The sequence below is a fragment of the Neorhizobium galegae genome (assembly GCF_021391675.1).
Classification (GTDB): Bacteria; Pseudomonadota; Alphaproteobacteria; order Rhizobiales; family Rhizobiaceae; genus Neorhizobium; species Neorhizobium galegae_B.
Genome location: NZ_CP090095.1, coordinates 1,581,070 through 1,602,982 on the forward strand (window position 1 = coordinate 1,581,070; position 21,913 = coordinate 1,602,982).

At 63.4% G+C, this 21,913-nt stretch carries 16 protein-coding genes; 14 read left to right on the forward strand and 2 right to left on the reverse strand.

Annotated elements, in window-relative coordinates; genetic code table 11:
* The first annotated feature begins 1 nt into the window (after position 1).
* Positions 2-1,237: a metallophosphoesterase family protein gene (locus tag LZK81_RS07940; RefSeq protein WP_233955729.1), complete on the forward strand. Its 1,236-nt coding sequence runs from the start codon at positions 2-4 to the stop codon at positions 1,235-1,237.
* Positions 1,238-1,240: 3 nt separating this feature from the next.
* Complete coding sequence (locus tag LZK81_RS07945) at positions 1,241-4,693, forward strand: ATP-binding protein (RefSeq protein ID WP_233955731.1); 3,453 nt, start codon at positions 1,241-1,243, stop codon at positions 4,691-4,693.
* On the opposite strand, the gene LZK81_RS07950 is transcribed toward LZK81_RS07945, so the two are convergent.
* Complete coding sequence (locus LZK81_RS07950; RefSeq protein WP_233955733.1) at positions 4,690-5,538, reverse strand: DUF6030 family protein; 849 nt, start codon at positions 5,536-5,538, stop codon at positions 4,690-4,692. The genes LZK81_RS07945 and LZK81_RS07950 overlap by 4 nt on opposite strands.
* Before the next feature lie 114 nt (positions 5,539-5,652).
* The gene (locus tag LZK81_RS07955; RefSeq protein ID WP_046609998.1) at positions 5,653-6,438 is read right to left on the reverse strand and encodes a metallophosphoesterase; all 786 of its coding nucleotides are present in this window, start codon (positions 6,436-6,438) and stop codon (positions 5,653-5,655) included.
* Between the two features lie 446 nt (positions 6,439-6,884).
* Here LZK81_RS07955 and LZK81_RS07960 point away from each other — a divergent pair, with 446 nt between their 5' ends.
* The 12 genes from LZK81_RS07960 (at position 6,885) to LZK81_RS08015 (ending at position 21,900) form a co-directional block, all read left to right on the forward strand.
* Positions 6,885-7,955, forward strand: a complete 1,071-nt coding sequence (locus LZK81_RS07960) for a polysaccharide biosynthesis/export family protein (protein WP_233955735.1) — start codon at positions 6,885-6,887, stop codon at positions 7,953-7,955.
* Positions 7,956-8,093: 138 nt separating this feature from the next.
* Positions 8,094-10,298, forward strand: a complete 2,205-nt coding sequence (locus LZK81_RS07965; protein WP_233955737.1) for a polysaccharide biosynthesis tyrosine autokinase — start codon at positions 8,094-8,096, stop codon at positions 10,296-10,298.
* A gap of 257 nt (positions 10,299-10,555) precedes the next feature.
* On the forward strand, positions 10,556-11,662 hold the full coding sequence (gene gmd, locus LZK81_RS07970; RefSeq protein ID WP_370689362.1) for a GDP-mannose 4,6-dehydratase: 1,107 nt from the start codon (positions 10,556-10,558) through the stop codon (positions 11,660-11,662).
* Positions 11,655-12,626: a GDP-L-fucose synthase gene (fcl, locus tag LZK81_RS07975; RefSeq protein ID WP_233955739.1), complete on the forward strand. Its 972-nt coding sequence runs from the start codon at positions 11,655-11,657 to the stop codon at positions 12,624-12,626. The genes gmd and fcl overlap by 8 nt, the downstream gene beginning before the upstream one ends.
* Positions 12,626-13,933, forward strand: coding sequence for a WcaI family glycosyltransferase (locus tag LZK81_RS07980; RefSeq protein WP_233955741.1), 1,308 nt, complete (start codon positions 12,626-12,628; stop codon positions 13,931-13,933). The genes fcl and LZK81_RS07980 overlap by 1 nt, the downstream gene beginning before the upstream one ends.
* Complete coding sequence (locus tag LZK81_RS07985; protein ID WP_233955743.1) at positions 13,930-14,832, forward strand: hypothetical protein; 903 nt, start codon at positions 13,930-13,932, stop codon at positions 14,830-14,832. Before LZK81_RS07980 ends, LZK81_RS07985 begins: the two co-directional genes overlap by 4 nt.
* Before the next feature lie 18 nt (positions 14,833-14,850).
* On the forward strand, positions 14,851-16,386 hold the full coding sequence (locus tag LZK81_RS07990; RefSeq protein ID WP_233955744.1) for a lipopolysaccharide biosynthesis protein: 1,536 nt from the start codon (positions 14,851-14,853) through the stop codon (positions 16,384-16,386).
* A complete protein-coding gene (locus LZK81_RS07995) occupies positions 16,383-18,002 on the forward strand; it encodes a hypothetical protein (protein ID WP_233955746.1) in 1,620 nt (539 codons plus the stop codon). The genes LZK81_RS07990 and LZK81_RS07995 overlap by 4 nt, the downstream gene beginning before the upstream one ends.
* The gene (locus LZK81_RS08000) at positions 17,999-19,036 is read left to right on the forward strand and encodes a CgeB family protein (protein WP_233955748.1); all 1,038 of its coding nucleotides are present in this window, start codon (positions 17,999-18,001) and stop codon (positions 19,034-19,036) included. Before LZK81_RS07995 ends, LZK81_RS08000 begins: the two co-directional genes overlap by 4 nt.
* On the forward strand, positions 19,033-20,145 hold the full coding sequence (locus LZK81_RS08005; RefSeq protein WP_233955751.1) for a glycosyltransferase family 4 protein: 1,113 nt from the start codon (positions 19,033-19,035) through the stop codon (positions 20,143-20,145). The genes LZK81_RS08000 and LZK81_RS08005 overlap by 4 nt, the downstream gene beginning before the upstream one ends.
* The gene (locus LZK81_RS08010) at positions 20,142-21,317 is read left to right on the forward strand and encodes a glycosyltransferase (protein ID WP_046605510.1); all 1,176 of its coding nucleotides are present in this window, start codon (positions 20,142-20,144) and stop codon (positions 21,315-21,317) included. Before LZK81_RS08005 ends, LZK81_RS08010 begins: the two co-directional genes overlap by 4 nt.
* Positions 21,304-21,900, forward strand: coding sequence for a putative colanic acid biosynthesis acetyltransferase (locus LZK81_RS08015; protein ID WP_233955753.1), 597 nt, complete (start codon positions 21,304-21,306; stop codon positions 21,898-21,900). The genes LZK81_RS08010 and LZK81_RS08015 overlap by 14 nt, the downstream gene beginning before the upstream one ends.
* Positions 21,901-21,913: the final 13 nt, after the last annotated feature.

Sequence of the window (21,913 nt, forward strand, 5' to 3'; positions counted from 1 at the left end):
GATGTCCTCCTTCCGATTCATTCACGCCGCCGACCTGCATCTCGGCAGTCCCTTCCAGGGGCTGGCGCTGAAGGACGCTGCCATCGCCGAACTGTTCATCGAGGCGAGCCGCAGGGCGTTTTCAGGCCTGGTCGACCAGGCGGTCGAACGCAGGGTGGACTTCTTCATTGTCGCCGGCGACGTCTATGACGGCGACTGGAAGGACAACAAGATCGGCCTCTTCTTCAACCGCGAAGTGGCGCGGCTGGAACGCGCCGGCATTCCGGTCTTCCTGCTGAAGGGCAATCATGATGCCGAAAGCGTCATTACCAAAACGATCACCCTGCCGAAGAATGTCAGCGAGTTCCCGGTCAACAAGCCGGGCAGCTTCAAGCTGGACCATTTGAAGGTGGCGCTGCACGGCCAGGGTTTTGCCGAGCGCTCGGCAGTCGATAACTTGGCGCTGGCCTATCCGAAGCCCGAAGCGGGTTGGTTTAATATCGGCGTGCTGCACACCTCGCTCACCGGCCGCGAGCCGCATGCACCCTACGCCCCGTGCTCGGTCGAGGATCTGCGCTCGCGTGGTTATGACTACTGGGCGCTCGGTCACGTGCATGATTTCGAGATTGTCGCCGAAGACCCGCTGGTGGTCTTCCCGGGCAATCTCCAGGGTCGTTCGATCCGCGAGCAGGGAGCGAAGGGCGCTGTATTGGTGACCGTCGAGGACGGTCGTATCACCCATGAGCGGATCATCACAGACAGCGCCCGCTTTGCCGAACTCGTGGTCGCGGTCGAACCGGACGACAACATCCCGGCGATCCTGCGCCGCATCGAGAGTGCGTTGGAAGATGTCGTCGAACGGATGGAAGGCCGGCCGCTGGCGCTGCGCATCCGCCTCACGGGCAAAAGCCGCTTCCGCAACGAGGTCATGGCCCGCGCCGAGGATTTTCGCGACGAGGTGCAGGCGGCCTGCCATCGCTCCCACCAGGATATCTGGCTCGAAAAACTGGAAGTGCGGCTGGAACCGGAAACCAACGGCGCGCGCGTCGCGACCGACATGCTCGGCCTCGAAGGTCTCATCCCGATCGACGGCTTTCCCGCGGAGCTGCTTGCCGATGCCAACGCGAAGATCGCCGAGATCACCGCGCGCCTGCCCGGTGGCATCGGCGCCGGCGATCTGGCGCTCGGTGATGACGCCGAAGCGCTGCTGGCCGAGGCCCGCGATCTCCTGCTCTCGCGCGCGGCGAGGGCGGGCTGATCCATGCGTTTCAACCGCCTCGACATTCTGCGCTACGGCGCGCTGACCGACCGGACGCTCATTTTTCGACCGGATGCCAGATTGCATGTGATCTACGGACCGAACGAAGCCGGAAAGTCCTCGGCGCTGTCGGCGATCTCCGACCTGCTGTTCGGTTTCCCGACTGCCGCCGAATACAGTTTTTTGCATGATGCCACCGCGCTTCGCGTCGGTGCCGCGATCACCGCGCGCGATGGCCAGGTGCTCGAATTCCGCCGCCGCCGTGGCCGCAAGAACACGCTGCTCGCCGCCAACGAGGCGGAAGAGGCCTTGGCCGAGGATGCTTTGGCGCCGTTCCTCGGCACGCTGTCCCGCGATGTGTTCGAGCGCGCCTTCGGGCTCGATTCCGCATCGCTCCGGGCCGGCGGTGAGACGATGCTGAAGAGCGGCGGCGAGATCGGCAGCCTGCTGTTTTCCGCAGCCTCCGGCCTGACCGGGCTTTCGGACCTGCGCAAGTCGCTCGATGCGGAAGCCGACGGCATCTATGCGCCGCGCCGCTCCAAGGACCGCTCGTTCTATCAGGTCCTCGACAGCCATGATGAGGCCCGCAAGGCCGAACGCGACAACGAGCTGAAATCCGGCGACTGGAAAAAGCTGCTCGCCGAACAGGCCGAGATCGAAACTGAACTCGCCGCCGTGCAGGCGGAGCGGCAGGAAACCAAGCGCGCCCTCGATCGGTTGCGGAAACTGCTGCGGCTTGAACCGGTGCTGCGGGAGATCGAGCGTGAGCGGGAATTGCTCACGCAATACGAAGCGCTGGCTGCGCTGCCGGCTGGCTACGAGGAACGCCTGTCCGCGGCCCTGGAGGCGGAGCACAAGAACGCCGAAGCGCTCAAGGCTGCGGAAGCCGAGGTATCGCGTCTGCGCGATGAAATCAGCGCCGTGCATGTCGATGATGCTCCGATCGCCGCGGCGCCCAGGATCCTGGCAGCTCATGCGGACAAGGGCGCCTATCTCAAGGCGCGAGAAGATATCGCCCGAGTGCGCGGCGAGGTCGACGATTTCGATCAGCGTATCGCGCAGGCGGCACGCCGGCTCGGTTTTGGCAAATTCGAGGAGCTTCAGCGCGCCCAGCCGGCCGACGCAGATCTCGTGCGCCTGCGAAAACTGGTCGAGGAGGGCACTGAACTTGATCGCGGCGTAAAACAGCTTCGCCAGCAGATCGAGGACGCGCAGGATGTTCTGCGGCGGCTGGGAGACCATGGGCCGGATGGGCGGTTGATCGATCCGAAGCCGTGGGCGGAACAGCTCGCCGTGCTGCGTCCCGATACCAACGAGCTCTCCGGCATCGAAAACCTGCAGGTGCGCGTCGCCCGTGCCGAAAGCGATCTTGCCGCCGCAGCCGCGCGTCTCGACCCGCCGGTCAAGGATATCGCCCGTCTTCTCTCGGTGCCGCTGCCGGATATCGCGACGCTCACCCATCACCGACGGCTGATCGACGCGGCCAAAGCGGAGAGCAGCCAAGCGGCCCAGAGGCTCGCCGGCATCCGCGACGAAGCCAAGGTGATCGCCGGCCAGCTTGTGGCGCTGGAAGGGCAGGGGCGGATCGTCTCCCGCGAGGATATCGCAGCGGCAAGAGCCGTCCGCGACGAAAAGATCGATGCGCTCGGGACAAAACCTTCCGCCGAAAATCTGAACGAACTGAAGATCGCCGTGGAGGATGCAGACCGGCTCGCCGATGCGGTGCTCGCCGATGCAGAACGTGTCTCGCGCCATGCCCACCTCACCCTGCGGCAGCGGGAACTGCTTGAGGCGGTAGGTGCTGCCGAGACAGCGGCCAGGGAAAGCGACATTGCCGTCGCCGATGCGGTCACCGAATTCGAAGACCTTTTCCATGCAGCACCTGTCGCACCGTCGACGCCGGAGCGGATGATCGAGTGGCGACGTGCCGTCGACGGCCTTTCCCTGCTGTCGGGTGCATTGGGCGAGGCGCGCGACGAGCTGGAGACGCTGCGTCTCAGGGAGGAAAAACTCAAGCCGGCACTGCTGGGGCTGGCCGATGCCATCGGTCTCGCCGCGTCCGCACTGCCGCCGCGGGCACTCGCCCGCGGGCTGGAACGCCGGATCGGGGAACTGACCGAGCGTTGGACCGAAAGCCGTTCGCTGGAAGGCAAACGCCACTCCGCCGAAGAGGCGTTGGAAAAGCTGGAGGAACGCGAGACCGGTTTGCGCCGGGATATCGAACGCTGGCGCTCGACGTTCTCCAATGCCGCGGTGCTGGCGGGCCTTTCCGAAGACGCGACGGTCGATATGGCTCTCGCGGCGCTGGATGTTTGGCGCACCGTTCCCGATCTCCTCTCCGAACGGGAAAACCGGGAGCGCCGCGTCAAGGGCATGGCGCGGGACATGGAGGATTTCGAAGCGGAGGTGAAGGCGCTCGCCGCCGCAGTGGCGCCGGATCTGGTCTCGCTGCCTGCCGATGTCGCGGCGGGCATGCTGAATGACCGCGCAACAGACGCAAAGACTGCCGCAAACCAGCGGGCCACCCTCACCACAGCGCTCGAGCGCGCCGAGCTCGCGGTGGCCCGGCACGCCGCCGACGCGGAAAGACTTATGGCGGACCTGCGCGGGCTTGCCGCCACCGCGTCCAAGGATATCGAGGAGGCCGATGGCCTTCTCCGTGATCTTCGCGAATGCAACCGGCTGGAAGCGAGCCTCGCGCAATGCCGCGGCCGCTTTGCCGAACAGGCGGACGGTGCGACCGAGGACGAGGCACGTGCAGCACTCGTCGGTTTCGACAGGATCACCGCCGGCCTGGAAATCGAGCGGCTGGATGCCGAGGATGCCCGGCAGGTCGAGCGGATGAAGGCGCTCGGCATCGCGGGGGCCGATAGCGAGCGCCGCCGCCGGGAGCTGGAAACCGGCATCGGTGCCGAACGCGCCGTCTTCCAGAAGCTCGCTGCTGAACAGGAAGCCAAGGAACTGGCGCGGCGCTGGGTCGTGCTGAAGCTCGCCGCCGGCCTTCTGGCGAGCTCGATGGACGCCTATCGCGAACGCCAGGCCGATCCGGTCATGCAGCGGGCAGGGCAGGTCTTCGCCGATCTCACCGGCGGCCGTTTCTCGCGCCTCGTCCAGGTCTATGACGAGCGCGACGAGCTGCAGCTCGCGGTCGAACGGCAAACCGGCGAGCAGGTGAGGCTTGACGGCTTGAGCGAAGGCACCGGCGATCAGCTCTATCTGGCGCTGCGGCTCGCCTTCCTGGAGGACTATTGCAGCCGTAACGAGCCGGCGCCGCTGATCCTCGACGACATCTTCCAGACCTTCGACGACGAGCGGACCGCAGCGGGCATCCGGACGCTCGCGGCGGCCGGCGAAAAATTCCAGACGGTACTCTTTACCCACCAGATGAGCCTGGTCGAGACGGCGCGCCGCGAGCTGGGGGACAGGCTGGACCTCGTCCAGCTGGAGCGAGCCTAAGAGGCGGATTGCGGCTGAGGCATGCTGCGCAGCGCGAGGCAGCCGACCGGCATGCGATAGATCGGCGCGGTCCACCTGTCCGGCGGGGGCGACGGGCGTTCGCCGCAGCCGGCCGTCTGCCGGCGCGGCAGGATCAGCAGATTGTAGCGCCGTGCATCGGTGATCTCCCGGCTGAACGTCATTCGGTAGTTTTCGACGATCGAGCTGAACTCGGTGCGTCCCGCAAGTTTCTCGATCAGATAGCTTCGGGTTTCGGGCGTCATTGGCAGGCCGAACCGCTCGGTGGCACGAATGGCTTCGCTGAGTACCGCAAGCTCCATGGTCAGGTCCGTCAGGCTGACCTTGATGCGAAAGCTGGTGACCATGTCAGGGTCCGTGCCGCGGACCTGGATGAACATCGCGGCCGGTTCCGGCGCATTCCCGAATTCCTCGAAGAACAGGCATTCCCAATCGTCACCCGAACGGGTGAAGGTCGGCGCCGTGCCCCTGTCGTCCCGCAGCAGGTCGCAGCGTTCGTCGGCAGAAAGCGCCTCGGTCTTCTCGAATACCGCCATCCGCTCGAGGCCCGCCTTGAGGAGCCAGGGCGGATAATGTTCCGCCGGTGGCAGCGATCTATGCCTGTCGATCCGCAAGGATGGCGCCGGTAACGCGGGGAAAAGGTATTGCTCCAGCGCGAATTGCCGGACGAGCCGTTTATAGTTTCGGCCATTGTTGACCGTGAGCACGGTCGTCGCGAGGGCGGCCAGCACGACCCCAAGGAAAAAGCCGAAAACCAAAACCGCCGAACGCTGCCTGCGGCGGCGGTCGGCTGGTGTCTGTCTGTCTGCCTTACCCTCCTCCGGCATGGCTCCGCTTCCGATCGAGGACGGCCTGGCGTTCGATCCCCGCCGACAACATAACACGCTTCTTCGGCTCGATGATCAAGCCTCTGCTGTTCCGGTGGTCTCGATCCCTGTCGTTCAAAGGAACGAGAAGCGGCCGCCGTCGATCTTGAGGATCGTGAGCCTGCCGGAATAATAGGCGCCCGTATCGATGCCGATCCGGCCGGGTCCAAAATCCGGTTCCGGCTGCGGCGTATGTCCGTGGATGACGAGAAGCGGCAGCTGCGGTCCGGTCGCAAGAAAAGCCTCGCGGATCCAGAGCATGTCCTCCTCACTCTGCCGTTCCAGCGGGATACCCGGCCTCAGGCCCGCATGGACGAAGACGAGTTTGCCGATCGTCAGGCTGACCGGGAGATTGGCAAGGAATTTTCTATGTGGCACCGGCACCGCTTCGAGCAGCAGTTCGCCAAACCTGGCGTCGTGCTTCCTGCCGCGCGCGCCGAGCTGGTACGGATCCATGCCATAGGAGAGGAGCGTCTGTTCGCCGCCCATTCCCAGCCATTCGGAATAACGCTTCGGATCGTCCACGAATCTCAGGAAGATATCGTCATGGTTGCCGCAGAGCGCAATCCGCCTCAGGCCGTGTTCGCTGGGTCTGATCAGATGTTCGAGGACGTGGCTCGACGCGGGGCCCCGGTCGACATAGTCGCCGAGCAGTATGACCATTCCGGGACGGCGGTTCTCCGACATGTCATGGGCAATGCGGGCCTCGGCGTCCCGAAGTTCGTCGATACAGCCATGCACATCGCCGATCGCATAGATCGGATAGGAGGGCGGGTTGGTACCGAGATCGATCCGGCGGCGGCGAGGCCGGATCGGTCTGGCTGGCCGGCGTCTCCAAAACCAATCCGTCAATTTTTGCATGCTTACCGCCATCCGCCCGATATGGAAGATCCTGCCGACAATGAGAAGTGGATGCCCGAAGGAGTGTTAACAATGTCCGAAGCCCGGACCTTTGGATGCAGGTATCGGCAATGTTGCCGTCATCTGCGAGACAATTCCGAACCTGACAAGGCCGCTCGGCGGCGTTCACGGCAAAAGGAGTGTATTTTGTGGATAACCAACGATTAACCAACCATGTGATTGATTCGCCACAGTGCGCGGATTTTTGATTCGCCGCGCGCTTACCCCTTAGAATCGCCGGGTCCGCCCTTCGACTAAACCGATACCATACTTTGGGTTGTATGGCGGGGCGTATGCTTAGTTCTTTGGGTGCTGTTTTAACGCTTGCTACTGTTGCGTTTCTGTCCGGCTGCACGGGGCTCCCGAGGTCCGGTCCGGATCCGTCCGCCGTTGAAGCCAATGCAACCGTGAAAGCCTTTTCCGCGGCCGGCAACCGGGTCGGCATCGACTATGCGCTCGTGGATATCAATCAGGATGTTCTCGCCCGTTTGCCCAAACCGGTAGGCCCTAGCCTGAGCGCCGGTTTCGGTGGTGGGGGTAGCGGTCCGCCGCCGCTCACCCTCGGTGTTGGCGATGTCGTCCAGGTCTCCGTCTTCGAGGCGCAGAGCGGCGGCCTGTTCATTCCCGCCGATGCCGGCGCCCGTCCGGGCAATTACATCACCCTGCCGAACCAGACGATCGGTCGTGACGGCACGTTGAGCGTCCCTTACGCGAACAAGGTGAAGGCCGCCGGCCGCACGGTCGACGCCGTGCAGCTCGATATCGCAGACCAGCTCGCCAACCGCGCCATCGAGCCGCAGGTGGTGATCTCAACGGTGGCGAGCCGATCGATGGGCGTGTCGGTCCTGGGCGACGTCAAGCAGGCGAGGAAGATCGAACTCAGCCCGGCCGGCGAACGCATTATCGACGTGATTTCCGAGGCAGGCGGTTTGAGCGTCCCCAGGGAAGAGGCGATCGTCACGCTCCAGCGCCGCGGCCGCAGCGTCACCGTCGCCTATCGGACGCTGAGCGAGCGTCCGCAGGAGAATATCTATGTGCGGCCGGGCGATACGATCTTCGTCGATCGCAATCGCCGGACCTTCCTCGCCTTCGGCTTGACCGGCGAAAGCGGACGCTTCGATTTCGACGATTCCAATCTGTCGCTCGGGGAGGCTTTGGCGAAGGCCGGCGGCCTCATCGACGACAAGGCCGAGCCGCAATCGGTCCTGCTCTACCGCCTCGTGGAGCGTGATCTTCTGCGCAATATCGGCCTCGATGTCAGCCGGTTCAGAGCGCGGGACGTGCCGGTGATCTTCCGCGCCAATCTGCGCGATCCCGGCGCGTTCTTCGCCGTCCAGCAATTTCCCATGCAGGACAAGGACGTGATCTATGTATCGACGGCCGATGCCGTCGAGCTTGTAAAATTCCTGACCATCCTCAATTCGGTCACCGCCTCCACCCGGGATATTGCGAGCACTCATGATGCCTGGCGCGACTGACATTCAGGCCGCTTGCGGCCGCTCCGGGTCGGTTTGGGGCTCTGCGCACATCGATCGGGCGATGCGATGAACCAGCGGCCCGTTTTTCTCACTCGACCCCGGCAGGAGCCCCGCAAGGAAGAGGTTCCGGAGCTGGACATGGATGGCCTGATCGCCATCATCCGGCGGCAATGTCGGGTGGTCGGCCTCTGCGTCGCGGTGTTCCTGGCGCTCGGTATCGGCTACCTCCTCACTGCCGTGCCCCGATATACCGCTAGGACCAGCGTGCTGATCGACCGCGGCAACCGGCAGGTCGTCGAGCAGTTGTCGACGATCGGCGGGGTCCTGGACGACGAGGCGTCGGTCCTCAGCCAGGTCGAGCTGCTGCGCTCCGAGACGATAGGCCTGTCGGCGGTCGACAGGCTGAAGCTGCAGGACGATCCGGAATTCATGGCCGGTCGCCGCAACCTGATACTTGCCGTGGCTTCGGACCTGCGGTCGATGCTGCAGGTCGGGCAATGGCTGCGAGGAGACAGCCAGTCCGGTCCCGATCGGATCGAGGCAAATCGCCGTCAGGCGCTCGCCATGCTTCTCGGCAATATGAAGGTTTCGCGCGTTGGGCGTTCCTATGTCCTGGAAATCGCATTCACGGCCCCGTCGCCGCGCCTTGCCGCAGCGGTCGCCGGCGCGATTGCGGATGCCTATCTGACCGACAAGCTGGATGCCAAATACGATGCCACAAGGCGGGCCGGCACCTGGCTGCAGGAGCGTATCGAGGAACTGCGGCAGCGCTCGCTGGAATCGGATCTGGCGGTCCAGCGGTTTCGCGCCGAAAACGGCCTTGTCACCGCCAACGACAGGCTCGTCTCCGACCAGCAGCTCACGGAGCTGAACAGCGCGCTGATCGTGGCACGGGCTGATACCGCCAGAGCACAGGCACGCTCCGACCGCATCGAGGCGATCATCGCGCGGGGGCAAGGTGAGGCGATCGTCACCGACGCGCTGGACAGTTCGGTGATCAGCTCGCTGCGCGAAAAATACCTGGAATCGTCGAAACGGGAGGCCGAGATCAGCAGGCGGCTGGGACAGGGCCATGCCCAGGCCGCCCGCCTTCGCCAGGAGATGGCGGAATATGACCGACTGATGTTCGACGAACTCAGGCGGATCGCCGGGAGCTATCAAAGCGAGCTTGAAGTCGCGCAGTCCCGCGAGCGCCAGATCACCCTCGGCGTTGGCAACGCCACCGATATCAGCGTCACCGCCGGCGAAACGCAGGTGCAGCTGCGGGAGCTCGAACGGGCCGCTGAAACCTACCGGAACCTCTACCAGACCTTCTTGCAGCGTTATCAGGAAGCCGTGCAGCAGCAGTCGTTCCCGGTCACCGAGGCTCGCATCATTTCCCGTGCCGTGCCGCCGACAGGCGCCAGCGAGCCGCGGCTGTCGCTGGTGCTTGCGCTTTGCCTCGCACTCGGCTGCGGCTTCGGCGGAGCGGTCGGGGCATTCCGCGAGTTCCGGGACCGGTTCTTCCGTACCGGTGAACAGGTGAGGGAGGTTCTGGGCCTGGAATATCTCGGGTCGGTACCGCTGGTGGAACTGCCGACGGGCAGCAGGCCGTCCACCGAGCCGGAGAAGGGCGAGGTCCACAGGAAAAACGAGCTGTCCGGTTTTGCGACCGTGCATCCGTGCTCCGCCTTTGCCGAGACGCTGCGCAGCGCCAGGATCGCGGCAGACGTCCATATCGACAGGCCTCACAAGGTCATCGGCATCGTCTCCGTGCTGCCGGGCGAGGGGAAGTCGACGATCGCCGTGAATTTCGCCCAGGCGCTGGCCGGGAGCGCCAGGACGCTGCTGATCGATGCGGATCTTCGCAATCCGGGTGCCACGAGGGCGCTGGGCCAGCATGCGGAAGAGGGGCTGATCGAAGTGCTGCTGGAAGGCCAGACGCCGGCCTCCGCGATGTTGATCGATCCGGAGACCGGCTTGAGGTTCCTCCCAGCGGTCGTAAAGCGGCGGACACCTCATTCGTCGGAACTTCTGGCATCGCCCGCCATGGCCAGGCTGTTGGCGCAGGTGGCCGGCGACTTCGATTATATCGTTCTCGACCTGCCACCGCTCGGCCCCGTCGTCGATGCGAGGGCCATCGCCCCGCGTGTCGACGGCTTCGTCATGGTCGTCGAATGGGGCGAGACATCCCGAAAAGCGGTCAGGGATACGTTGAACGCCGAACCGCAGATCGCCGGCCGTTGCCTCGGCGTCATCCTCAACAAGGTCGACGTCGGCAAGATGAAACTTTACGAGGGATACGGGTCGTCGGATTATTACGCGTCGCGTTACTCACACTATTACCATGAAAACGCGTCCTGAGCCGATGCCGGTTTCCATCGGCACCGTAACCGGGATGAAAACAGCAAGGGAGAAGCCTGACAACAGCCGATGATCTTTTCTGAAGCGTTAAACTGCAATGTTTGGCATAAGCCCGGGATGCTACGAATCGCTGTATGTCTCGGATTCGCCGCATTCCGGGGGACATCACAATGGTGTTCTCAGTGCTTGCGACTGGCACATTGCGCGCATCGACGTGCACGTTTCACTTAAAGACTGACGGGTTCCGTTAGGGGGATATGATGACTGGAAATGTGAAGAGCAACGGCAAGGTAGCATTGATCACCGGGGTAACGGGCCAGGACGGCGCTTACCTTGCGGAACTGCTGCTGGCGAAGGGCTATACGGTCCACGGCATCAAGCGGCGCTCTTCTTCGTTCAACACCACCCGCATCGAGCATCTTTACGAAGATCCGCATGTGGCGGACCCGCGCTTCATCCTGCATTTCGGCGACATGACGGATTCGACCAACCTCATCCGTGTCGTGCAGGAAGCCCAGCCGGACGAAATCTACAACCTGGCCGCCCAGAGCCACGTGCAGGTCTCGTTCGAGACGCCGGAATATACCGCTAATGCAGACGGCACCGGCACGCTGCGCCTGCTCGAAGCGATCCGCCTCCTCGGCCTCTCCAAGAAGACCCGCTTCTACCAGGCCTCGACCTCCGAGCTCTACGGCAAGGTGCAGGAAGTGCCGCAGAGCGAAACGACGCCCTTCTATCCGCGTTCGCCCTACGCCGTCGCCAAGCTCTACGCCTACTGGATCGTCGTCAACTACCGCGAGGCCTACGGCCTGCACGCCTCGAACGGCATCCTGTTCAACCACGAGAGCCCGATCCGCGGCGAGACCTTCGTCACCCGCAAGATCACCCGCGCCGCCGCCGCCATCCATCTCGGCCTTCAGGAACGCCTCTTTCTCGGCAATCTCGATGCCAAGCGCGACTGGGGCCATGCCCGTGAATACGTGCGCGGCATGTGGCTGATGACGCAGCAGGACGAGCCGGACGACTATGTCCTGGCGACCGGCGAGACCCACACGGTACGGTCCTTCGTCGAAAAATCCTTCGCCAAGGTCGGCATGCCGATCGAGTGGCGCGGCGAGGGCGTTGAAGAGAAGGGCTATGACACGACATCCGGCGAATGCGTCGTGGCGATCGATCCGCGCTATTTCCGCCCGACCGAAGTCGACCTTCTGATCGGCGACCCCACCAAGGCGCATCAGAAGCTCGGCTGGAAGCACGAGACGAACCTTGATCAGCTTATCGCCGAAATGGTCCGGGAGGATTTGAAGGTTATGGCACGCAACGTGCCGACCGCGGGTGGCAACAAGGGTCTCTCCCATGCCTGAGACGATCTACAGCCTTGCGGGAAAGAAGGTCTATGTCGCGGGACATCGCGGCATGGTCGGTTCGGCGATCGTGCGCCGCCTGGCCTCGGAAGGCTGTGAGATCCTGACGGCGACGCGCGGCGATGCCGATCTGACGCGGCAGGCAGACGTCGAGGCCTGGATGGAGAAGAACCGTCCGGACGCGGTGTTCCTGGCGGCCGCCAAGGTGGGCGGCATCCTCGCCAACGACACCTATCCGGCCGATTTCCTCTACGACAACCTCATCCTCGAGACGAACATCATCCAGGCCGCCCACAAGGTCGGCGTCGAAAAGCTGATGTTCCTCGGCTCTTCCTGCATTTACCCGAAATTCGCCGACCAGCCGATCGTCGAGGAGTCGCTTTTGACCGGCTCCCTGGAGCCGACCAACGAATGGTATGCGATCGCCAAGATCGCCGGCATCAAGCTCTGCCAGGCCTATCGCAAGCAGCACGGCCATGACTTCATCTCGGCCATGCCGACCAATCTCTACGGTCCCGGCGACAATTTCGACCTGAAATCCAGCCATGTCATGCCGGCACTGATCCGCAAGGCGCATGAGGCGAAGACCGGCCACCTGCCGGAAATCACCGTCTGGGGCACCGGCACGCCGCGCCGCGAATTCCTGCATGTGGACGATTGCGCCGACGCCTGCGTCCACCTGATGAAGACCTATTCGGCCGAGACCCATGTCAATGTCGGGTCCGGCGAGGACGTCACCATCCTGGAGCTCACCGAACTGGTTTCCAAGGTCGTAGGCTTCGAGGGCAAGATCGTCCACGATCTCACCAAGCCCGACGGCACGCCGCGCAAGCTGATGAGCGCGGACAAGCTGCGGGGGCTCGGCTGGTCGCCGAGGATCGGGCTGGAGCAAGGCATAACCGATGCCTACCAAGCCTTCCTCAAGGGCGAATATCTCGAGCGCAAACGCGGAGATGCTGCCTGATGACAGCCGCCGCCCAGCCCCTCAGCGACGAATGCGAACAAACGTTCGACGCCGCACCGGGGCTGGCCACGGCAGCTGCCACATCGCCACGCAAAAGCGTGGTCGTCTATGCGATGAACTACGCGCCGGAAACCGCCGGCGTCGGCAAATATACCGGCGAAATCGCCGAATATCTCGCCGCCGAGGGCATGGACGTCACGGTGGTGACCACCCCGCCGCATTACCCCGGCTGGTCGGTCCAGGCCGGATATCGGAACCGCTATTCTTCAGGCATCGAGGGGCGCATCAAGGTGCTGCGGTCGCCGTTGCTGTTGCGCCGAAAGATGAGGGGTATCTGGCGGCTCCTGGCGCCGCTCTCCTTCGCGCTCACCTCGGCGCCTCTGGTCTTCTGGCAGATCCTGCGGCATCGCCCGGTCACGGTATTTTGCGTCGAGCCGACGCTGTTTGCGGCTCCCGCAGCCCAGCTTGCCGCCAAATTGGTCGGCGCCCGCACTGTACTGCACGTCCATGACATGGAAGTGGATGCGGCATTCGCCGTCGGGCACCTGAGTTCAAAGACCTGGCTGAAGAGGCTTGGCCACGCCTTCGAGCGTAGCGTGCTCGGCCGGTTCGACCAACTGGTCGCCATTTCCAACCGCATGGCCGAAGGCCTCGCCCTGAAGCACGTTCCGGCTGCCAAAGTATCCGTTGTCCGCAACTGGGTGGATCTCGCGCAATTCCATCCCATGGAAGACGTCAGCCCCTACCGGGCTGAACTCGGTTTCGGCCACGAGGATTTCGTCGTTCTTTATTCAGGCAGCATCGGCGCCAAACAGGGCTTGAACGTGCTGCTCGACGCAGCGGAGCGTCTGAAGGACGAGCGGCGCATTCATTTCGTGATCTCCGGCGAGGGACCGCAGAAGCCGGAACTCGAAGCCCGTTACGGCCATCTTGAGAATCTCCGTTTCCTGACCTTCCAGCCCTATTCCCGGCTGAACGCGTTCCTCAACATGCCGGATCTGCACGTGCTCCCGCAGGACAGGAGCGCCGCCGACCTGACGCTGCCTTCGAAACTCGGCGGCATGCTTGCCTCGGGAAAGCCCGTCCTCGTCACCGCCGACGAGGGCACGGAACTGGCGCAGTTCGTCGGGAGCGCCGTCTATCTCACTCCGCCCAACGACCCGGAAAACCTCGCGGCCTGTATTTTTCGCGCGATGTCGGAACGGGATGCATGGCAGCCACAGTTTCAGACGGTCCTGGTCCAAAACCTTTCAAAACGGCCGGCCATCATCGCCATCAAGCAGTTGATCGACGGCGGCAATCCATGAAGGTCGCCGGCCACGTCCTCGCCTACAACGTCGATCGTTTTCTGCCGCACGTTGTCGAGAACTGCGGCCGCTTCGTCGACAAGATCTTCATCGTGCTTCCGGAGCGTCCCTGGGCCTATCTGCCCGGCTCCCGCGCCACGAAGAGAAACCCCACGACCAGGGAAAAGGTGGAGGAGGCAATCGCCGCCGCCCGCGCAAAAGGCGTGAGTTGCGAGATCGAGGTGATCTGCAGCGACTTCGAAACCGAGGAAGACACCCGCAACGACTGCCTCGACCGCGCGATCCGCGAAGGTTACGACTGGCTGGTCATCCAGGATGCCGACGAGTTCTATCTGGATAGCGGCTGGGAAACGCTGCTCGAATTCATGGCGGCGGACCGCAGGCATGACCGCGTCCTGACGCCATGGCACAATTTCTGGAAAACGCCCGAGCTGGTGCTGACCAGCGGCGATGGCTCGATCAGGGATGTCAACGCGGGGTTTGCGATCCGCTGCAAAAGCGGCGTTCGCTTCGATGCGGCCCGAAGGACCACCCCTGCTGCGACCATCCTCTTCGATGCGCCCTGCTACCACTACGGTTACGTCATGAGCGACGCCGAGATGTGGGAAAAGATCACCAGTTGGGGACATGCCCATCAGGTGAATGCGCAAAAATGGTTCCGCCTGAAATGGCTCGGATGGACACCCGCCCATTCCTACCTCCATCCGGTCACGCCGCTGTTCTGGCCGAAGGCGATCCGCTTTCCCGGCAGGCAACCCGCCTTCGCCTCTCCTTTCATGAACCCGAGCCAGGAAGCCGCACCGCTCGGTTTTGTCGATTTCCTGGAAAACATGCTTGCCGACCGTGCGACGGACGTCCGCATCGTCGCGCGAAAATTATTGAGAAGGTCAACCGTGTAGCCGTAGGTCGCGTTTTCGATGAGTGTGTCAGTACGGCTAATCTCGGGCTCGATCGCCAATGGGGCGTTGCTTGCCGCCAATGTCCTGATCCAGACGATCAGCGTGCCGATTATGCTCGGCTGGTGGTCGGCGCAGCAATTCGGGCTCTGGGTCCTGCTGCAGACGCTCCATTCCCTCTCCGTCGTCTTCGACCTCGGCCACCAGAATTATCTCGGTTATGAATTCCAGCGCCTCGGCACCAGGGAGGCCGCAAGGCGGGACTTCGCCTCGTCCATCCCGGCCGCCATTCTGCTGGGAACCGCACTGCTGTGCTGCTGGACGGCTGTCCCGGCCTTCGGATGGGCCGACGCGTTGTTCGGAGACTTCGTTCCTGCGGAGCTGATGGGCGACCTTTCAGGCTCGATGACCGTCTATGCGCTCACCTGGCTCGTCACCAGCTCCGTCGGCGGCATCCTCGGGCGGGCGCTCATCCCTTTCGGCTATTATGCGAGAATGGCGTGGTGGCGGTTTGCGCTGCTGGTGTGGGTCAACCTCGCGGCGCTCGCGGCAGTCCTTTCCGGCGGAAATGTCCTCGACGCCGTGATCGCCTCGTCGGTCGCCAACGTCATCGTCAATATCGGCGTGCATCTCGATTGCTTTCGTCTCTGGCGGCGCGAAGAAATCGGCTTTGCCGTCCCCGATCTGCGCAGGGGCTGGTCCAACCTCACGCGGAGCCTGTTCGTATCGTTCCGCGAACTGCTCGCCATCGGAAACCAGCAGGGCGTCCGGTTGCTGATCGCACCGCTGGCCGGCGTCAGCCTTCTCGCAGCGTTCACTGCGACCCGGACGCTGTCGAATATCGCGACCCAAGGCATCAACGCATTGGCGGGTCCGGTCGAGCCGGAACTCTTGCGCTATCTGAGGGAAGGGAAGAGCGAACCTGCGGAAACCACGGTCACCCTCAGCTGGCTATTCGTGCTTTTCATCATCAGCCCCGCCTGCCTTCTGCTCCAGTGGGTGGCCCCCGGCCTTTTCCTGTGGTGGACCCGCGGCAACTTCCATCTGGACCCGCTGCTGTTCGGCTCGCTCGGCGCCTGCGTCATTGTCTACGGTTTCGCCCAGCCGATGGTTTCGATCGTCCGGGGAAACAATATTCTGCTGCCGCAGATCGTCGCAAACGTCGCGTCTCTGCTGATCACGGCGATCGGTTGTTATCTGACGTTGACCTCATGGGGGCTGCCGGGCGCCGGTTTCTCGCTGCTGGCGGCCGAGATCGCCAGCTTTCTGATCTATGCCGTGGCCGCCCGCGCCGTGCTCCGAAAGCTGCGGTTGAGCCTGCCCGTCCATGCCTTCGCCGCATCCCTTTGCGGCTGCGTCTCGGTCATCGCCAGCCTGTTCGCCATGGCAATCTTGCCGCAATCGGCAGGTTGGTCATCCATTCCGGCCGTGATCGGCTCGCTGCTGGCGGCGGGTATGACCTACCGGACTTTGCCGCCTCACATACGAGCCGTCCTCCTGCGTCGCGTTCCAAACCTCACCCGGAGGCGGACCGCTCTCATGGGGGATCGGCCATGACAGCGAGCGGAGGTCTGGCGGGCGGTGATGCTGCATTTGGCAGGCGTTCCCTGCGGCGGCGGTTTTATTCCGGCAATGCCCGTTATGTCGCCAAGGCCCGCTGGGGCGTGGTTGTTTTGGTCTTGCTCTGCTCGGCGATCCAGGTGGGGGTATCGCCGGATATCACCAGCATGTTCTGCGCCGTGTCAGCCGGTCTGATCGGGATACTGGTATTTTGCTACTGCACCAAACCTAGCCGGATCGAGCGTCATACGATCTCGACGCTGGTGGTGCTCGGCTTCCAGGTCCACTCGACCTTGGCCGCCCTGATCGTCCAGACCCTGGTCTGGAAACCGATCACCTTCAACCTCGAGGCGCCGGTAGCCACGTTTTCCGTTCTGGCACTTCTGCAGCTATGGGCGGTGGCGCTGCACTGGTTCTATGCGCAATCGCGGGTAATGCAGGCCGTGACGATCACGATCCGCCAAAGGATGTTTGCGCCGCTCGGCCTCTATCGTTCGCCCACAAACCGGCAATTGTGGTCGATGGGGCTGCTCGGGTCGTTCGCCTCCCGGTACGCGCATGCCGACCGCTGGGGCGAGGGCAATTTCGGCGATATCGCCTTCAAACTACTCGCCGGCCTGTCGCAATTTTCTGTCGCACCCTTTCTGATCCCGATCGCCGGCTACCTCCTCGATCCGCCGGACGGCAAGCGCACGGTCAACTGGCTCGCGCTGACCGTCTACAGCACCCTGACGCTTTATATCGCGCTGGCGCGCAACAGCCGCGGCGTGTTCGCGGTCAACGTCATGACCGTGGTGATCTGCCTCGCCGTCGCGATAGTGATCGGGCGCTTCATCCTGACGAGGCGGCGGATGATCTGGATGGCGGTCGCCGTCCTCCTCAGCCCCATCCCAGCGGGCATCCTCTCCGATCTTGCGACCGCCATGGTCATTGCCCGCGACGACCGCTCCGACATCTCGTCGCAGGATCTCGTCCTCTCGACCATCGGCACATATTTCGATGGAGAGGCGCTGCGGTCCCGGCAGGAGACGGACCGGATCCTGGCCGAGGGCAGCTATAACGAGATCTATGTCGACAACCCGCTGCTGGCGCGCTTCGTCTCCACCAAATACATCGACCATAACATCGCCCTTGGCCTTTCGCTGTCGCAGACCGGAGAAGGGTTGGCGCGTGAAAATGCCGTCAACCAGCTGTTATTGCTGCTTCCGACGCCGGTTCTGAATTTTTTCGCGCCCGAACTCGATAAATCCAGCAACGCCTTTTCGTCCGGCGATTATTACAACTTTCTCGTTACCGGCGACGAGCTGGGAGGGTATCGCACCGGCTCGTCGATCGCCGATGGCTTCGTCCTTCTCGGCGCGTTTTATGTGGTGGTGTTCGCCATCTTCGCCTTGGCGAATTTCATGATCGGCGATGCGCTGACGATCCGGATGCGGGACGGACATGTGCTGCTTTCTGCGCTCGCCTGCATCTGCATCGTCCGCTTCTTCATGAACGGCCTCATGGACGAATCCGTCGCGGTCCAGGCCGGCAATCTTGTCCGAGCGCTGCCGCAGACAGTGCTGCTTTATGTGCTGATGTTCTGGCTGACGAGGGGTGTGAAGCTGAGATGAGGCTCCTCTATATCGGCGCAGAATCAGGGACCAGCCTGCAGCGGGCAGCGGCATTCGGGCGTATCGGCTTCGATGTTCTGCACCTGTCTCCCTATGCCCACCTGCCGCCTCATTGGGCGCCGTGGCTGAACAGGGCCGGCGGACCCGGCATTGACCGCCGCGTGGCAAACGGGCTCGGCCGGCGGATCGGCGATCAGCATTTCGATTTTGCCCTGGTGGATTGCGGCGATGTGGTCGGACCAACCGCCATGAACGTCATCCGCACGGCGGCGCCGATCATCGTCAACTACAACGCCGACAATCCCTATCTGGACCCGTCTCCGGAACGCCTCCGCTGGAGCATCCTTCACCGCGCCCTCCCGCACTACGATCTGGTCGTCGCCGTACGCCGCAACGGCATCGAGGAGATGATGGCGAGGAGAGGTGCAAGGCGGATCGAGACGATCTGGCAGAGCGCGGACGAGGTCGTGCATCGCCCCCTGTCGCCGACGCTGGAGGAGAAAAGCCGACGGTCTTCCGATGTCGTTTTCGTCGGGACATGGATGCCGGCGCGCGGCGCCTTCATGGCGCGGTTGATCGAAAGGGGCGTGCCGTTCGCGATCCATGGGTCCCGATGGCAAAGAGCGCCGGAATACCGGCTGCTCCGCCCGTTTATCCGCTCCGATCACCTTGAAGGCGCAGACTACACACGCGCAATTGCCGGCGCGAAAATCGGTCTGGTTCTGCTGAACGGCCAGAATGCCGACCTGCATACGACGCGATCGGCCGAAATTCCCGCCATCGGCACCGCCATGTGCGCCGCCCGCACTCCGCATCATCAACAGCTCTACAAGGAGGGCGAGGAAGCGATCTTTTTCGATGGAGCGGATGACTGCGCGGAGGCTTGTAAAAGTCTGCTGGAGGATGACGGCAGGCGCCAAACGATCGCCGATGCCGGGCACCGGCGCACGTTCGAAAATAGGACCTATAACGAGGTCCTGGCCCGCCGGATCGTCGACCAAGTCGCCGACATGAAACATGGCGGCGCCCCATGAGGAAGACGGAGGCGCGCAATGACGGCATTCTGTTTCTGGCTCTGGACACCTACGGCCGGATAGGCGGTATCCAGCGCTTCAACCAACGGGTTATCGCTGCCCTGGCCGAGATCTCTAGCGACAAGGGCTGGACGCGGCCGGCCGTCCACGTCATGCGCGATGGCAGGGCCGATATTCCCGAAACCACAGCGGCCGCAATCCGCGCCTTTGGCCGTCGGCGCCTGGGCTTCATCGTCCACTCGGCTGTCGCTGCCCTCAACTGCAGAATCCTGTTCCTCGGGCATATCAACCTTCTGCCTGTCGGGCTCATCTGCAAGCTGCTGTCTCCAAGAATCAAGCTCGTGCTCTTCGTCCACGGCGACGAGGTCTGGAACGATCCGGCCTATCGCCGGATGCGGTTTTATGAACCGCTTATGGCAAGAGCCCTCAGCCGGATCGCCTCCGTCAGCGCCTTCACTGCAAGCCGGATGCAGAAGGCGTTCAACCTTCCCGCCGAGACGTTCACGCTCTTTCCGAACGCCGTCGATGGCATCGACCGGAAGCCCGTTCAGGAAACGAATCGCTGCAACATCCTGACGGTCGCCCGGCTGGATCGGCATGACCGCGGCAAGAATATCGACGCCCTGATCAAGGCAATGGCCCTGCTCAAGCGCTGGAACGTGGAATGCATCCTCCGGATCGTCGGCGAGGGGCCGCTCAGATCAGAACTGGCGTCGTTGGCACGCGAGCTCGCGGTCGAAGAGAGGGTCGAATTCCTGGGCCGCGCATCGGATGCGAGACTGGCCAAGGCCTATGCACAAGCCAGCCTTTTCGGGATGCCCTCGTCCAAAGAGGGGTTTGGCATCGTTTTCCTCGAGGCCTGGCTGCACGGCCTGCCGGTGATCTGCGGCACGCAGGATGCAGCGGTGGAGATCATTGCCGACGGGATCGACGGGTATGCGGTGAACCCATGGGATATCGAAGCGCTGGCCGCGAAAATCGCGACGCTTCTCGCCGATCCGGACATGGCAGCGGCAATGGGAGAGGCGGGGGCCGAAAAGGTCCGCTCTCGCTATCTCATGGAGCACTTCAAAGGAAATCTCGAAAAAATCATCGCGGAGCTGCCATGAGAATCCTCAATATCATCGCCAGCGCTGATCCCGAAACCGGAGGCCCGATCGAGGCGCTGCGGCTGACTGGGCTGCAAATGGCGCGTCTGGGCCATGCGGTGGAAGTCGTGACGCTGGACGAGCCCTCGGCGCCCTATGTGAGAGAGTTTCCCTTGCCCGTTCATGCCTGCGGGCGATGGACCCGGAGATACGGATATACGCCGGAACTGGCACGCTGGATCGCCGCGAACGCTGATCGTTTCGATGCCGCGGTCATCCATGGCCTCTGGAACCATGCCTCTGTCGGCGGTTGGTCGGCCCTGAGGCGGGCAGGCCTGCCTTATGCCGTCTTCGCCCACGGCATGATGGATCCATGGTTCCGCGAAACCCATTCGCTCAAGCACGTCGCCAAGCAGGCGTTCTGGCTTGCCTGGCAGGGCAGGGTTCTCCGCGATGCGGCGGCTGTCCTCTTCACCTGCGAAGACGAGCGCCGCCGGGCGCGCGGCGTCTTCCGGGGTTATAGTTACGCGGAGCGTATCGTCGCCTTCGGCGCGGCCGATCCGCCGGCAGAGGTGGAGAGCCAGCTTGCCGCATTCCACCGGCTTCTGCCGGAATTGAAGAATAGGCGCTTCCTGCTGTTCCTCAGCCGTTTCCATGCAAAGAAGGGCTGCGATCTTCTTATCGAAGCCTTTGCGAAGATCGCCGCGTCCGATCCCGATCTCGACCTGGTGATGGCGGGGCCGGATCAGTCCGGGCTGAAATCGAAACTGGTTGCCCAAGCCGCCAAGGCCGGCATCACTGACCGCGTCCATTGGCCGGGCATGCTGGCCGGTGGCGCCAAATGGGGCGCCTTTCGCGCTGCCGAGGCCTTTGTCCTGCCGTCGCACCAGGAGAATTTCGGCATCGTCGTCGCGGAAGCCATGGCCTGCAAAACGCCGGTCCTGCTGACCGACAAGGTCAATATCTGGCGCGAAGTGCAAATGAGCGGCGGCGGCCTCGTCGGGCCCGACACGTCGGAAGGCATCGAAAGCCTGCTCCGGTCATGGCTCTCGCTCCCCGGCGACGGCAAAAGCGCCATGCGCGCCCACGCCCGCGCGGGCTTCGAACGGCATTTCCGCATCGAGGCGGCGGCTCGCGATCTTATCGCCATTCTGCACTCCATCTCCCCACGAGGCCTTCATGACGCCGCTTGACGCTAAGACCTCCGATCCACGGCTGGGCGCGCCGAGCTTTACGCTGAGACACCGGTTGTTCCGGCTTGCGTGGACCCTCGTCTGGAGCCTTTTCGGCCGCTGGACGCCGGTGCCGCTGTTTGCATGGCGCCGGTTTCTGCTGCGACGCTTCGGAGCCCGGATTGACCGGACGGCGCGGATCTATCCCGGCGTCGCGGTCTGGTATCCGCCGAACCTCGCCATGGCCGCGTATTCGTGCCTCGGAAGGGGTGTGAACTGTTACTGCATGGATCGCATCGAGCTCGGCACCCACGCAATCGTCTCCCAGGGCGCCCATCTGTGCACCGGCACGCATGATGTCGACGATGCGAATTTCCAGCTGGTTACGAGACCCATCGTCGTCGGTGCGAATGCCTGGATCGCGGCGGAAGCGTTTGTCGGGCCGGGTGTCACTGTCGGGGAGGGCGCGGTGCTCGGCGCCCGCGCCGTCGCCTTCCGCAACCTCGATCCCTGGACGGTCTATGCCGGCAATCCGGTCAGGAGATTGCGGCGGCGCTTCGAGCAGGACAAGCCGGGCATCTTTCCGGTGCGGTTGAACTCCTGACTGGGACAAGTCG